General features: G+C 72.9%; 14 protein-coding genes and 1 pseudogene. 4 read left to right on the top strand and 11 right to left on the bottom strand.

Translation table 11 applies throughout. The features are described from left to right. Window positions 1–8: 8 nt before the first annotated feature. On the bottom strand, window positions 9–398 hold the full coding sequence (locus ACOZ38_RS18490; RefSeq protein WP_424532141.1) for a hypothetical protein: 390 nt from the start codon (window positions 396–398) through the stop codon (window positions 9–11). A 159-nt stretch (window positions 399–557) separates the two neighbouring features. On the opposite strand from ACOZ38_RS18490, the gene ACOZ38_RS18485 reads away from it, so the two are divergent. Then, window positions 558–773: a hypothetical protein gene (locus ACOZ38_RS18485; protein ID WP_424532140.1), complete on the top strand. Its 216-nt coding sequence runs from the start codon at window positions 558–560 to the stop codon at window positions 771–773. A gap of 32 nt (window positions 774–805) precedes the next feature. Here ACOZ38_RS18485 and ACOZ38_RS18480 read toward each other — a convergent pair whose 3' ends face one another. Beyond that, complete coding sequence (locus ACOZ38_RS18480) at window positions 806–2038, bottom strand: RNA-guided endonuclease InsQ/TnpB family protein (protein ID WP_424532138.1); 1233 nt, start codon at window positions 2036–2038, stop codon at window positions 806–808. A gap of 151 nt (window positions 2039–2189) precedes the next feature. After that, window positions 2190–2591: a hypothetical protein gene (locus tag ACOZ38_RS18475; RefSeq protein WP_424532137.1), complete on the bottom strand. Its 402-nt coding sequence runs from the start codon at window positions 2589–2591 to the stop codon at window positions 2190–2192. Between the two features lie 174 nt (window positions 2592–2765). Here ACOZ38_RS18475 and ACOZ38_RS18470 point away from each other — a divergent pair. After that, a pseudogene (locus ACOZ38_RS18470) lies at window positions 2766–2903 on the top strand (VOC family protein); the annotation flags it as partial. An 84-nt stretch (window positions 2904–2987) separates the two neighbouring features. Here ACOZ38_RS18470 and ACOZ38_RS18465 read toward each other — a convergent pair. The 4 genes from ACOZ38_RS18465 to ACOZ38_RS18450 are packed head-to-tail and all read right to left on the bottom strand — an operon-like array spanning window position 2988 to window position 8508. Continuing rightward, window positions 2988–4916, bottom strand: coding sequence for an FUSC family protein (locus tag ACOZ38_RS18465; protein ID WP_424532135.1), 1929 nt, complete (start codon window positions 4914–4916; stop codon window positions 2988–2990). Window positions 4917–4931: 15 nt separating this feature from the next. After that, the gene (locus tag ACOZ38_RS18460; RefSeq protein WP_424532133.1) at window positions 4932–7022 is read right to left on the bottom strand and encodes a xanthine dehydrogenase family protein molybdopterin-binding subunit; all 2091 of its coding nucleotides are present in this window, start codon (window positions 7020–7022) and stop codon (window positions 4932–4934) included. Beyond that, a complete protein-coding gene (locus tag ACOZ38_RS18455; protein WP_424532131.1) occupies window positions 7019–7999 on the bottom strand; it encodes an FAD binding domain-containing protein in 981 nt (326 codons plus the stop codon). Before ACOZ38_RS18455 ends, ACOZ38_RS18460 begins: the two co-directional genes overlap by 4 nt. After that, on the bottom strand, window positions 7996–8508 hold the full coding sequence (locus tag ACOZ38_RS18450) for a (2Fe-2S)-binding protein (RefSeq protein ID WP_424537039.1): 513 nt from the start codon (window positions 8506–8508) through the stop codon (window positions 7996–7998). The genes ACOZ38_RS18455 and ACOZ38_RS18450 overlap by 4 nt, the downstream gene beginning before the upstream one ends. 278 nt (window positions 8509–8786) lie before the next feature. Here ACOZ38_RS18450 and ACOZ38_RS18445 point away from each other — a divergent pair, with 278 nt between their 5' ends. Further along, window positions 8787–9416, top strand: a complete 630-nt coding sequence (locus tag ACOZ38_RS18445) for a helix-turn-helix domain-containing protein (RefSeq protein WP_405149724.1) — start codon at window positions 8787–8789, stop codon at window positions 9414–9416. A gap of 129 nt (window positions 9417–9545) precedes the next feature. Here ACOZ38_RS18445 and ACOZ38_RS18440 read toward each other — a convergent pair whose 3' ends face one another. After that, a complete protein-coding gene (locus ACOZ38_RS18440) occupies window positions 9546–10430 on the bottom strand; it encodes a tryptophan 2,3-dioxygenase (protein ID WP_424532128.1) in 885 nt (294 codons plus the stop codon). A gap of 145 nt (window positions 10431–10575) precedes the next feature. On the opposite strand from ACOZ38_RS18440, the gene ACOZ38_RS18435 reads away from it, so the two are divergent. Further along, window positions 10576–11007: an Lrp/AsnC family transcriptional regulator gene (locus ACOZ38_RS18435; RefSeq protein WP_424532127.1), complete on the top strand. Its 432-nt coding sequence runs from the start codon at window positions 10576–10578 to the stop codon at window positions 11005–11007. A gap of 3 nt (window positions 11008–11010) precedes the next feature. Here the strand turns inward: ACOZ38_RS18435 and ACOZ38_RS18430 are convergent, their stop codons facing one another. The 3 genes from ACOZ38_RS18430 to ACOZ38_RS18420 form a co-directional block, all read right to left on the bottom strand. Further along, window positions 11011–12120 (bottom strand): alpha/beta hydrolase, encoded by a 1110-nt coding sequence (locus tag ACOZ38_RS18430; protein ID WP_424532125.1) that lies wholly within the window; start codon window positions 12118–12120, stop codon window positions 11011–11013. A gap of 2 nt (window positions 12121–12122) precedes the next feature. Continuing rightward, a complete protein-coding gene (locus ACOZ38_RS18425) occupies window positions 12123–13223 on the bottom strand; it encodes an LLM class flavin-dependent oxidoreductase (protein ID WP_424532123.1) in 1101 nt (366 codons plus the stop codon). Window positions 13224–13303: 80 nt separating this feature from the next. After that, window positions 13304–13765, bottom strand: a complete 462-nt coding sequence (locus ACOZ38_RS18420; protein ID WP_424532122.1) for a TIGR04076 family protein — start codon at window positions 13763–13765, stop codon at window positions 13304–13306. Window positions 13766–13786: the final 21 nt, after the last annotated feature.

Below are 13786 nucleotides of genomic sequence, written 5' to 3'. Positions count from 1 at the left end.
ATGACCGGCTAGGACGGCGGCGCGGAGATGTTCGGGGGGCGGCCGACGAAGGCGGCGCGGGCCTCGGCGAGCGCGTCGGCGAGCCGTTCAAGGAGACGGAAGCCGACCCGGCCGGTCGCGCCGGTCACCAGGATCACGTTGCCCCCTCCCCCGACGGGCGGCCACACCGGCCTGATCCTCGCCCCAGGTCCTTCCGCCGCCGTAACCAGGGGAAACCTGCCGCGGCGCCTCAGAGTTCCCGCGTCACCGAGGGGGGCCGACGGGCCGGTCTCCGCGCAGGGTGATGCGGTGCATGACGCGGTGTGGGCGGAGCCGTAGTCGCGGTTGGCGTAGTGCGCCGTGCTGCGGCTGCCCCACATGGCGACGTCGGCGTAGATCTCGGGATGCGCGTCGTCCACGCCTCCGACGCGAGCAGGCTGTAGTAAGCGGTGGAGGCGAACCGGGCGCCCACCTTCTTGCCGCGCAGGTCCTCCACCGAAGTGATGCCGGCGCTGTCGCGGGCGACCAGCGCCTCGTTGTCCCCGGCCACGTCCAGGACGAACGCCACCTGGTAGGGGATGTTCAGCGGCGCCGACAGCCCGCGCGCCACCGAGCGCGCGGACGAAGGTGACCAGCGGCTCGACCACCACGCGGATCCAGGGGACAGTGCCCATGACGACGCCAAGCGCGAGCCCCGTTACGACGCCGAGCACCGAGCCGATGAGGATGCGGCGGAGGCTGACGCCGAGGTGCTCGACGAGCAGGTGACCGCTTTGACGCGCTCCCCGGCATGAACGCCGGCGATTCTCGTCCGTGCCGCACGGGTTCATGCGGCACCTCGGTGGCTTCCTGCTTCGTCGGCTGGTGCCACCGCGAGCGGTGGTCTTACCCGGCCTCCACCGGGACGGTCTTGACCGTCCCGCCCACGGATGTGGGAGGCGTTTAGCCTCTCCGCCCGTCCGGCGGCGAGGATGTTGATCGCGGCGTTCACGTCCCGGTCATGCACGGCGCCACAGACGCAGGCCCATTCCCGTACCGCCAATGGCATCGACTTGGCGAGTGCACCGCACGCCGAGCACAGCTTGGAAGAGGGGAACCAGCGGTCGATCCGCAGGAACGTCCGCCCGTACAGCTCCGCTTTGTACTCCAGCATGGCCACGAACGAGCTCCACCCGGCGTCGTGCACGCTCTTGGCCAGCCTGGTGCGCGCCAGTCCCCTCACCGCCAAGTCCTCCACGAAGATCGCTTGATTCTCGCGAACTATCGCCGTGGATTGCTGGTGGTGGAACTCGCGGCGCGCATCAGCGACCCTCGCGTGCGCTCGTGCGACCTTCGTGCGGGCCTTGGCCCGGTTGTTCGACCCCTTCTGCGTGCGTGACAGCGCCTTTTGAAGCTTCTTGAGCTTCTTCTCGGCCCGGCGCAGAAACCGGGGAGAGTCAATCTTCCGGCCGTCTGAGAGGATGGCGAAGCGACCGAGCCCCAGGTCGATCCCGGTCTCGGCGCCGACCGCCGGGAGCGGTTCGGCGATGACCTCGACGACGAACGACGCGTAATACCTGCCCGCCGCGTCCTTGATCACCGTCACGCTGGACGGGGCGGCTGGCAACCGGCGCGACCAGCGCACCGGCACGTCCCCGATCTTCGGCAGCCGCAATCGCCCCGCCCTGGTGATCGCAAAGCGGGCGTTGCGGGTGAAGCGGATCGCCTGCCGGTTGTCCTTGCGCGACCGGAACCGGGGAGCACCCACCCTGGGGCCCTTCCGCTTGCCGCTGATCGAGGCGAAGAAGTTGCGAAACGCCGTGGTGCAGTCGGCCAGCGCCTGCTGAAGCACCACCGCCGACACCTCACCCAGCCACGCCCGGTCGGCGCGTTTCCTCGCCGCCGTGATCACCCGCACCGAAAGCTCAGCATCGGTGACGAAGGGCAACCCCTGCTCGTAAGCCTGGTTACGGATCGCCAACGCGTCGTTGAACACCACCCGCGCACACCCGAACGCCCGCGCCAACGCGACACGCTGACCCGGCGTCGGATCGATGCGGAAGGAGTAACGAAGCAGCACACTGGAAAGTGTGCCAGCCGATCTTCGAGTATTCGCATGAGTGTGCGAGAAAAAGATGGGAAACCTGGAGACCAGGTCGGTGCTGTTCCGCATACGTCGGCGAGTACCCACCATAGAGCCGAACGGCCCCGATCCGGTGTCCTGATATCCCTCACGCCTGGTGGGATCGAGCAGCAAACACCTGAACGTCAGGGCACGCTCGCACCCTAGCGGGCGCTCCCGCGTCGGCCTTCACCCCCGGCGTGAACGCCGGAGCACTGGCCGACAATCCGGTAGCGCCGGATCCGTCGTGGACGGTCGAGGTGAGCACGAGCTGGTCCCACACCGCCCGGGGCGCGGGGATGAAGGACGGGTTCCGCGTCACGCTCGCGGCGAGCTGCCACAGCACCAGGAGCACCGCGATCGACAGCAGCCGCACGCCGAACCTGCGGTACCCCGGCGCGCGCTCGCGAGGCGCCGCCGCCTGTGGGACGGGGCTCCCCTGCCCCGCCGTGGCACGCTCGGCGCCCGGATCGGCGGCGGGGTCGGGGTGGAAGGAGACGGGAGAGGTCACGAGGTCGCTCCGGGGGGCACGCCTTCGGTCCGCACCGTTCCGCCGTGCCCGGCGTGGTGCGGGAGGGAGAGGAGCGGCCGGCGGCTGGCGCCCTTTACCGGCCGGGGGACGCGGTCAGGAGCGGCAGGTCGTACCCCTGAGGCGGCACAGGTCGACGTGAAGCCGCCGGACCAGCAAGAGCTGGAGCGGCTGCTCGCTCTCGGCGCCAGGCCCGTCGACGTCGGCCAGACCGGCACCGAGAGCCGGCACGTCCTGGCCGACCCGGAAGGCAACGAATTCTGCCTCCTGCACACCCGGCTCCAGCCCCTCTGACCACGTGCGACCTGGCGCCAAGCCGTTCGGCCGTTCGAGTTACTTGGCGCCGCAACGGGCGCGCGGCTCCGGCCGATGGGTGGGTCAGTGGGGGGTGGCCTGGATGAGGGTGGACCGGAGGCCGCGGACGGCGCAGTCGACGCGTTCGAGGGTGTCGTCGTCCACGAGTCCGGAATGGTCGCCGGCCCGGCGGCCGGTGCGGACGCTCTCGGCGATGTCGTCCAGCGACCTCGCCGCCGCCTGGACCGCCTCGTCGGACGGGGGCGGCGCGCCGTGGTCGGTGCGGGCGACGGTGGCGGCGGTCGTGTCGGCCACGTGCTCCAGCGCCGCCATCGCGGGCATCCAGGTGGTGATGCGCCTGCTGACGACCGGCGGCTCGGTCAGGGCCCGCTGGAAGACCGTGCGCAGGTCGGCCAGGGCGTCGAACGCCTCCCGGTGGAGCAGCGCGCGCCTCGGGTCGTCGCGGTCGAAGGCGTGCCGCAAATAGCGGGCCGTGGCCGACACCGTGTCGGCGAAGCGCGGGCCCACCGGGGCCTGCCAGCTCGCGGGCCATGGCAGGTAGCCGAGCAGCAGCACGATGGCGCAGCCGATCAGGGCGTCGACCAGCCGGATCTCCGCCAGCTCGGGCCCCGCGCCGGTCAGCAGGTCGACGAGCAGCACGACCAGCGGCACCTGGAACGTCGACATCAGCCCCCAGTTGCGCTGCTGCCCATACGGCAGGAGCGCCGCGAAGATCGCGATCGGGACCAGGATCGCGGGGCCGTACGGCACCGCGGAGAGCACCACGGTGCCGATCACCGCGCCGACGACGGTGCCGATGCCCCGTTGCAGGGCCCGCGCGAAGACCGAGCCGAAGTCGGGCTTCAGCACCAGGGCGACGGTGAGCATCGTCCAGTAGGAGCGCTGGATCCAGTGCAGCTCGCTGATCGCCGCCGCGGCCCCCATGCACAGCGCCAGCCTGATCGTGTAGACGCGGGTAAGGTGCCCGTACCGCATCCGCTCCCAGGCGGACCTGAGCCGGGCGCCGTACCCGACGCGCTCGTACGGCAGCTCCTCGGCCGCCACGTCCGCCCCGGACACCAGCTCGACGGCCTCCTCCACCGCCGAGCACAGCGCCCGCAGGGCGGGTGAGCCGGCCTCGCACCTCGGCATCCCCACGGACCGGGCACCGCCGGACAGGGCTTCGGTGACGGCCCGGACGACGCCGGCGACCTCCGGCGGCGGCTCGCGGCTCTCCTGGTTCAACGAGACCAGCGCGTGGCGTATCTGCGAGGCCTGGTTCAGCAGGGCGACCAGCCGCGTCCGCTCCGGGTCCGGCCCCGCGGCCGACGAGCGGGCGCCGAACACCGTGTCGTAGGCGTTCTTCAGCGTGGTGTCGAACGCGGCCAGGGCGACGGCCCGCTCCGGCCCGTGCTCCTCGAAAAGGCGGCTGAGCTCCCGGTACACCTGCGCGACCGCCGCCTCCTCGGCGGCGCGCGGACGCAGGGGCCAGGCGGCGACGGACAGCACCAGCGCCCAGGACGCCCCCAGCAGGTAGGCCAGGGCCCCGGTGAGGGAGGTCTCCGGGTAGGGCACGCTGATGCCGAGCACCGTCATCACCAGCATCTGGAGCGCGCTCAGCGAGCCGGCCGCCCCGCTCGTGCTGATCAGCGCGGACACCACCGAGACGAGGACCACGACCAGCACCGTCCACCAGCCGAGCCCCCGGGTGGCGTGGCCGATCATGTAGCCCGCCGCGCCGCCGGCCGCGGCCGAGGCCATGCGGATGATCCGGGCCCGGTACGAGCCGCCCCGGTCGGCCAGCGCCGCCGCCATGGCCCCCATGGCCGGCAGCAGGCCCATCGTGATCCGCCCTGCGGCCCAGCCGACCACCAGCGGGGTCGTGACCGAGGCCGCGACCCGCGCCATCGCCCCCCAGCGGGGACGCACCGGGACCGGCCGCACCGTCTCAAGCAGCCAGCCGGGGGCGGCGTCGGCCAATCGGTCGGCGGGGCGCCGGAACAGCCCGGTCATGTGCTCCCGCCGCGCTCAGCGCACCAGCTTGTCCAGGCGGATCGGCAGGTCGCGGATCCGGACGCCGGTGGCGTGGTGGACGGCGTTGGCGATGGCCGCGGCGGTGCCGACGATGCCGATCTCGCCGATGCCCTTGGAGCCCATGGGGTTGAGGTGCGGGTCGTCCTCGTCCACCCAGTACGCCTGGATGTCGTGGATGTCGGCGTTGACCGGGATCTGGTACTGGGCGAGGTCGTTGTTGAGGTAGTCGCCGAACTCGCGGTCCATGATGCTCTCCTCCAGAAGGGCCATGGACAGGCCCATGGTCATGCCGCCGACGAGCTGCGAGCGCGCGGTCTTCGGGTTGAGGATCCGGCCCGCGGCGAACACGCCGAGCAGCCGCAGCACCCGGGTCTCGCCGGTGTCGGTGTCCACGCCCACCTCGGCGAACTGCGCGCCGAACGCGTGCCGCGCGAACTTCGCCTGGCCGCGGATCTCCTCCCTGGTGTCGGCGTCGGCCTGGACCCCGCCGGGCGGAACCTCGCCGCCCCCGCGTTCCAGCTCCTCCACCAGCTTCTCGCAGGCCCGGACCACGGCCGTGCCCCACGAGGCGGAGCCCATCGACCCGCCGGCCAGGGACGCCGTGGGCAGCGCGCTGTCGCCGATCTCCACCTCGACCAGCTCGGGGGACGTGTGGAGGGCGTCGGCGGCGATCTGGGTGAGGATGGTCCTGGCGCCGGTGCCGATGTCGGCGGCGGCGATCCGCACGGTGTACCTGCCGCCCGGCTCTGCCCGCACGGACGCCGATGAGGCGGCGCGGTAGGCCGGGTAGGTGGACGCCGCCATCCCGGTGCCGACCAGCATCCTTCCCCTGCGCCGGATCCCCGGCTCGGGGTCGCGACCCTGCCAGCCGAAGCGCAGGGCCCCCTCGCGCAGGCAGGCGACCAGGTTCCTGGAGCTGAACGGCACGCCGGTCTCGGGATCGCTGTCAGGCTCGTTGCGTATCCGCAGCTCCACCGGGTCGACGCCGCACGCGGACGCCAGCTCGTCCATCGCCGACTCCAGCGCGAACATGCCCGGCGCCTCCCCGGGCGCGCGCATCCAGGACGGCGTCGGAACGTCCAGCCGTACGAGCCGGTGGGTGGTGCGCCGGTGCGGCGCGGCGTACATCACGCGCGTGGCGACGGTGCTCTGCTCGGCGAACTCCGTGAGGGTGGAGCTCTGTTCGCAGGCCTCGTGCGTGATCGCGACCAGCCGCCCGTCGGCCTCGGCGCCGAGCCGCACGCGCTGGACGGTCGGCGTGCGGTACCCCGTGACGGCGAACATCTGCCGGCGGGTCACCGCGAGCTTGACCGGGCGGCCGACCTGCTTGGCGGCGAGCGCGGCGAGGACCACGTGGGGATGCGACAGGCCCTTGGACCCGAAGCCGCCCCCGACGTACGGGCAGATGACGCGCACCTGGGCGGGCGGCATGCCGAACAGCGGCGCGACCGTGTTGCGCAGCGCCGAGGCGCCCTGGGTGGAGTCGTAGAGCGTCAGCCCGTCGCCGTCCCAAACCGCGACCGTGGCGTGCGGCTCCATGGGGTTGTTGTGCTCGGCCGGCGTGGTGTACACCGCGTCGACCGTGACCGGGGCCGCCGCGAGGGCGGCGTCCGGGTCGCCGCGCTGGACGTCGGTCGGGAAGCTCGGGTTGACGTGGTCGGGGCGGTACATCCTCGGGTGGCCGGGGTACAGGTCGACGTCGTGCTCCTCGGCCGCGTACTCCACCTGCATCAGCCCCGCGGCTTCCCTGGCGTCCTCGTAGGTCTCGGCGACCACCACCGCGACGTACTGCCCCCGGTACGCCACCCGCCGCGACTGCAGGACGGCCAGCTCGGCGTTGTCGGAGGGCGCGAGCCGGGGGGCGTTGCCCTGCCAGATCGCCGCGATCACCCCGGGCTGCTTGAGCACGGCGTCCACGCCGACGTGGACGATCTCGCCCCGGGCGATGGCCGCCTGGACCGGGTAGGCGTAGACCAGGTCGCGCGGGCGGTTCTCGTAGGCGTACGTGGCCTGGCCGGTGACCTTCTCCCGGGCGTCCACCCGGTCGAGTGCCGTGCCGACGTACCTCGTGCCGGTGGTGGTCATCGCATCTCCACGAGGTCGGCGAGTACACGGATCAGAACATTGCGGGCGAGCGGCACCTTGAACCCGTTGAGCGGCAGGGGCTGTGCCGTGGCCAGCTCGGCGTCGGCCGCGCGGGCGAACTCCGCCTCCGTCGCGGGCGCGCCGCGCAGCGCGGCCTCGGCCGCCTCGGCCCGCCACGGCACGTGGGCTACGGCCCCGAGGGCGATGCGGCAGTCCCTGACCACCCCGTCCGTCACCTCCAGCGCCGCCGCCACCGACACCACCGCGAACGAGAACGACGCCCGGTCGCGCACCTTGCGGTAGCGGGACCGGGCCGCGAACGGCAGCGGAGGCAGCTCCACCGCCGTGATCAGGTCGCCGGGTTCCAGCACGGTGTCGCGGTCGGGCTCGTCGCCGGGAAGCCGGTGCAGGCCGGGCATCGGCACGCTCTTCGGGCCTTCACGGCCCTCCACGTGGACCACCGCGCCGAGCGCCACCAGCGCGACCGCCATGTCGGAGGGATGGGTGGCCACGCAGCTCTCGGAGTGCCCGAGGATCGCCAGGTTGCGGTGGGCCCCCGTACGGGCGGGGCAGCCCGAGCCGGGGACCCGCTTGTTGCACGGCTTGCCGACGTCCTGGAAGTAGGGGCAGCGGGTGCGCTGGAGCAGGTTGCCGCCCACGGTCGCCATGTTGCGGATCTGCCCAGAGGCCCCCGACAGCACGGCCTGCGCGAGCATCGGGTAGCGCCGCCGTACCAGGGGGTGGGCGGCGAGGTCGCCGTTGCGGACCGCCGCGCCGACGCGCAGGCCGCCGCCGGGCGTCTCCTCGACCGCGTCGGCGGCGATGCGGGTGACGTCGACGAGCGTGCCGGGTGAGACGACACCGAGGCGCATGAGGTCGACCAGGTTGGTGCCCCCGCCGAGGTACACGGCGTCCGCGCCGGCCGCTTCCACCGCCGCCCGCGCGGTGGTGGCCCGCTCGTAGGTGAAGGGCCTCACCCGGCCACCTGCCCGATGGCCGCGACGATGCCGGGATAGGCGCCGCAGCGGCACAGGTTGCCGCTCATCCGCTCGCGGATCTCGTCCTCGTCGAGCTTCAGCGGCCCCTGGTCGGCGCCGACGCCGGGGGTCACCGCGCTCGGCCATCCCTCCGCCGCCTCGGTCAGCATGCCGACCGCCGAGCAGAGCTGCCCCGGCGTGCAGTAGCCGCACTGCAGGGCGTCGTACTCGACGAACGCCTCCTGCAGCGGGTGGAGGGCGCCGTCCTCGGCGAGCCCCTCAACGGTGGTGATCTCCCTGTCGTCCACGCTGACCGTGAGCGTCAGGCAGGACTTGACCCGCCGACCGTCCACCAGCACCGTGCACGTGCCGCACTGGCCGTGGTCGCAGCCCTTCTTCGACCCGGTCAGGTCAAGGCGCTCCCGCAAGGTGTCGAGGAGCGTCTCACGGGTGTCCACGGTGACCGGATGCCGCCGGCCGTTGACGGAAAGCCCGAGGTCGGCGGTGATCGGAGCCGATGCGGCCCCACCCTGGGTCGTGTTAGCTTCGCCCTTCACCCGCGCTTCCCTACCCCAGGTTCCACCTGGCCTATCCCACGAAACGTTCATCCCTGCGCCCGCGACCCGCCGCGCGCGGGCGCGCGGGACCACCGCGCCGGAATGGTTGTGGAAAGCGCAGGTTGGCACGGGGGCGCCGCCTGTTGTGAAATATGTTCTGCTGGACGAGTGAAATCTGTCCTGCTGGACGAAAAAGCGCGGCGGAGCCGCTCGATCGAGGAGGGCTTCCGGTGGGCATCTCGGAGCACCAGGGCCGCGACGATCGCGACGACCGCGAGCGCCAGGACGCGGTCGGCGCCCGGATGCGCAGGTTCCGCAAGGAACGCGGCCTGACCCTGCGCGGCCTGTCCACCCGCTCCGGGCTCTCGATCGGCTTCCTCTCGCAGGTCGAGCGCGGCATCTCCTCCATCGGCCTCACCGCGCTGAACGGCGTGGCGGCGGCGCTCGACCGGAGCGTGGCGGAGTTCTTCGACGACGACCAGCAGGCGGACGGCGATCGGGCGACGGTCGCCCGGCTGCCGTCCCACTTCACGCTCACCCGGGCCGCGACGGCGGCCGCCGAGTACGTCTCGGGCCAGCAGACCTATCGCATGCTGTCCGCCCGTGGCCCGAGCCTCGTGCTCGAACCACTGCTCGTGCACATCGCCCCCGGCGGGCGGCGTGAGGACGCCTACGGGCACGCGGGCGAGGAGTTCGCCTTCGTGCTCGACGGCGAGCTGTTGTACGAGGTCGACGGCGTGGAGCACCGGCTGTACCCCGGCGACAGCGTCCACCTGCGTTCCACTGTGCCGCACGCCATGTACAACGACACCGACCGCGTGACCACCGTGGTCTCGGTGGTCACGCCCCGGCTGTTCTGATCCATCCGGGACGACGTTCTGTAACGTGGGACAGAACATCATGAACACCGCCGTGCAGGCGTTTCAGGTGTGAACCCGCACTTCTCCGGCGCGTACCGGGCGCGAGAGCGCGCGCCGCGCGGGACGGGCTCACATCACCGTGCGGGCCGACCACAGCTCGGGGAAGACGTCGCGGCTGAGGCTGCGCTCCAGCCAGCTCAGGCCGCTGGACCCGCCGGAGCCGGGCTTGGCCCCCATCGACCGGCGCACCGCCATCAGGTGCCGGTAGCGCCAGTCGGAGAAGCGCTCGGACAGGTCGGTCAGCGTCTCGCCCAGCGTCCACAGCTCGTCGCCCGGGCCGCGCCCGGCGTAGATCTCGACCCAGGCCGCCTCCACGAGCGGGCTCGCGGCGTACTCGGCCCTGCGGTCCTCCACCGCCGGGATCTCGAACCCCCGCCGGGCGAGCAGCGCCAGCACGCTGTCGTACAGGCTGGGGCGCTCCAGAGCCTCGATGAGCTCCCGGTAGACCTCCGGGCTGCGCCGATGCGGCCGGGTGAGCGGCTCGGACTTGTTCCCCAGCAGGAACTCCAGGTGCCGGTACATGGCCGACTGGAAGCCCGAGGCCTCGCCGAGCGCGTCGCGGAAGGAGTTGAACTGCGCGGGCGTCAGCCAGCTCAGCGCGCCCCAGGCCGCGTTCAGCGCCTCGAAGTACCGCACGCTCCTGGCGAGCACCGCCGTCGCCGCGACCACCTCGTCGGCGTCCAGCATGCGCTGCGCCAGGCGCCACTCCGAGCGGATCAGCCCGAAGTAGAGCTCCATGACCTGAGTCGTCACCAGGAACGCCCGCTCCTCGGGCACGTCGGTGATCGGCCGCTGGAGCCCGTGCAGGACCTCCGCGGCCACGTAGTCGTCGTAGGGGGTGCCGGACGCGAAGTCCAGAGTGGGTGACCCGTGGTTGGTCACCACCCGGGTGGCACGCTGCAGCGCGCCCACCGCCCGCACCCGGGCACCGCCGGCCCGCCGCCTGCTCGTCATCGCAACTCCTTAGTTCACCTCCATGTTCACTTAGATAGAATTTTAGTGAAATGATGAGTCAGTGGCGATTCGACCGTTTCACTTTCGGAACGGAAGGTGCATGACGGTTTCGGTTTGCGGATGACGGAGCGTGACCGTGGACGCGATGGACTGGGCCCTTCTGGCCGAACTGCAGGCGGACGCGAGGCTGTCCTACAGTGAGCTCTCCCGGCGGGTGCACCTGTCGGCGCCGGCCGTGGCCGAGCGCGTGAGGCGGCTGGAGGAGACCGGGGTGATCTCCGGCTATCACGCGCGGGTGGACCCCGCCCGGGCGGGGCGCAAGGTGAGCGCGCTGATCCGCATGTCGTGCTACGGCGTGCGCTGCGTGCTCAGGGACGAGCAGGCGCTGGCCTGGCCCGAGATCGTGGAGGTGCACCGGGTCACCGGCGACACGTGCTGCCTGCTGCGGGTGGCCGCCTCCTCGATGGGCGCCTTCGAGGAGCTGATCGACCGCCTGGCCCCCTACGGCCAGCCCTCCAGCATGATGATGCTCTCCAGCCCCATCCCCTGGCGGCCCCTCACCCACATCGAGGACTGACCCTCAGCGCCGGGCGCCGAGGATCGCGGCCATCTCGCGCGCGGTGGCCTGCCAGATCGGCGTGGCGGGGTCGATCACGTCGAAGTGGTCGCCGGGGAGTTCCAGGTAGGACGCCTCCTGCCCCGCCGCCCGCGCGTACCTGCGGCTGGAGTCGAGCAGGTCGGGGTCGTCCGAGGCGCCCTGGACGACGAGCTGCGGCATGCCGAGCGGGAGCCGCTCCATCGGGCTGGACGCGGCGTACACCTTCGGGATCTCCGCCGCGGCGCCTCCCAGCGCGCGGGCGACGGCCCCCGCGCCGACCTGGCGCCGGTCCCCCTCCACGAGGTCGAGCACCCCGGCGAGCGACACGGCGAGCGACACCCGCGCCGGGCCTTCCCCGGCCTGCCGCGTGTCGGCGGCGGCGCGCAGCGCGAGCTGGCCGCCCGCGGAGTGGCCGACGACCGCGATGCCGCCGAGGTCCAGGGGGACGTCCAGCGTCGCGAGGGCCGCGATGCCGGCCGCCACGTCGGCGGTGGTGGCGTCCCAGCCGTGCAGGTCTGGGCGGCGGTACTCGAGGTTCCAGGAGGCGTGGCCCCGGTCGGCGAGGTCGATCGCGAGCGCGTCCATCAGGTCGGCCTCCCAGATCGACCTCCAGTAGCCGCCGTGGACGAGCACCGCGACCGGCGGCGGCGTGCCGTCCGCCGGGGACGGCAGCCGCAGCTCACCCCACTGGTCGGCGTGACCGCCGTACGGGATGCGGCGCGCGGGCCGCCGCAGCCGGTGCACCGCGTGGCGGACGGCCCACGTCAGCCCGAAGGCACCGCGTCCCTGCAGGTGCGCGGCGCCTCCCGCCGCCGGAAGCGGGCCCACGCGGGCCAGGTCGAGCCAGACCGTGCGGGGTGAGAAGTCCGCCGGGGTGGCGATGAGCCGCCTGGCGGCCGGGTCGGGGCCGGGCAGGGCGACGACGGCGCAGTCGTCCCGCGTGCCGTCGAGCTCGGCCCGCAGCGCGGGCACGTCGGCCGCGACCGTGAAGCGGCCCTGGACCCCGAGCGCGGCGGCCTCCTCGGCCGCCAGATCCTTGAGCAGGCCGGGGTCCGCCACCAGGCCGGGACCGGCCACGACCAGCACCCGCATGATCAGACCTCCAGTCCACGCCTCGACCGGCCCGCCGCCCTGGCTCCGCCGTGCGGCCGGGCGTCGTGCGGGCGGTCGGGTGCGGGTGCGGTCGTGCCGCCTGAGCGGTCCAGCATGGGCAGCACGGCGGCACCGAGCAGCTCGACCCCCCGGTCGTCGTCCAGGCCGTGCGGAGTGCCGAACTCCACCCGCCGCACCCCGGCGTCGATCAGCGTCTGCGCCTGCGCGGCCACCTGCTCGGGGGTGCCGGAGAAGGCGAACAGGTCGAGCAGGTCGTCGGGGATCAGCCCTCCGGCGGCCCGGTCCTGACCCGCGTCGACCAGCTCCCTCACCCGCGCGAGCAGGTCGGCCGGGATGTCCACGGTCGGATCCAGCTCGGCCACGACCGCGAGGTACATGGCCACCTCGGTGCGCGCCCTGGCCCGCGCGGCCGGGCCGTCGGTGGCGACGACGGTTACCGCCCCGAGCACGATGCCGACGTCGCCGGGGTCGCGCCCGGCCTCCTCGGCACCGGCGCGGACCCGCTCGCGGATCACCGGCACCATGGCGGGGTTCGCGCTGCCGCCCACCTTGATCTCGTCGGCGACGCGCCCGGCCAGCGCCGCGCCCTTCGGCCCCCACGCGCCGAGCAGCAGCGGCGGGCGCGGGCGCCGGACGTCGTAGCGCAGCCGCGTGCCGGGCTCCAGACGGAACACCTCCCCCTCGTACCCCTCCGCGTCGCCGCCGAGCAGCCGGTAGACGACCTCGGCGGCCTCCGCGAGCGCCGTGAGCGGCCGGGGCTGGGCGATGCCCACGGCGCCGAGCCACGTCCCCCGGGCGAGGCCGAGGTAGGCGCGGCCGTCCGATGCGAGGTCCAGGGCCGCGAGCTGACCGGCGATCTCGTAGGGCGCGAGCGAGTAGGGGTTGAGGCAGGCCGGGCCGAGCCGTACGCGCTCGGTCGCGGCGGCCATCTCCAGCAGGGGGAAGATCGGCGGCTGGTACATCAGGTCGCCGAACACGGTCAGCACGTCGAACCCGTGACGTTCGGCCCGGCGCGCGAGCCGGGCGTAGTCGCCGGGCCGCTTGTCGCTCTGCAGGCCGAGCCCGATCTCGGCAACGTTCATCGGGTTCCTCCGGAATCTTCCACGGGGAGCACATCGGCGGCTCCCCAGGTCCAGCCAAATCCAGCCAGATCCAGCCAGGTCTAGGTCAGGTCGGCGGAGTTCATGCGGCGGCGGCGGGTGCGCTCCACCCGCATCACCAGCCGCTCCTCCGGGTCGGGACAGGCGAACAGCGAGTCCTGGGCGAGCCAGTCGCCCGCGGCGAGGTCGCGCTGCTTGGCCGCGAGGAACGGCAGCACCGCGGCCAGCGCGTACACGCAGAAGTGCTTGCCGTCCGGCAGGCGCAGGTGCGCGCTCCGCTCCAGCTCGAAGCGGTCGCCCACCCGCATGCCGCAGACCGACCTGCCCTCGATGCGGTCGACCACGACCCTCAGGTCGTACAACTCCATGTCCCCGGCTCCGCCCGCCTCCGGGACCTCTCCGGGGACGGCCTGCTCGCCGCACGTTCCGGCTCCGCCCGTCTCCCGCGTGTCTCCGGGGACGGCCTGCTCGCCCGTCCCGGGTTCCGCGGCCGCCCTGTCGTCCCCGGCCTTCGGTCCTGCCACGGTGAACCCCTCCTCCGGATC

Origin of the sequence: Sphaerisporangium viridialbum (assembly GCF_049674955.1) — a bacterium.
Taxonomy (GTDB): Bacteria; Actinomycetota; Actinomycetes; order Streptosporangiales; family Streptosporangiaceae; genus Sphaerisporangium; species Sphaerisporangium viridialbum.
The sequence above is the reverse complement of the archived record's forward strand: the minus strand, read 5'-3'. Positions and strand labels throughout refer to the sequence as shown.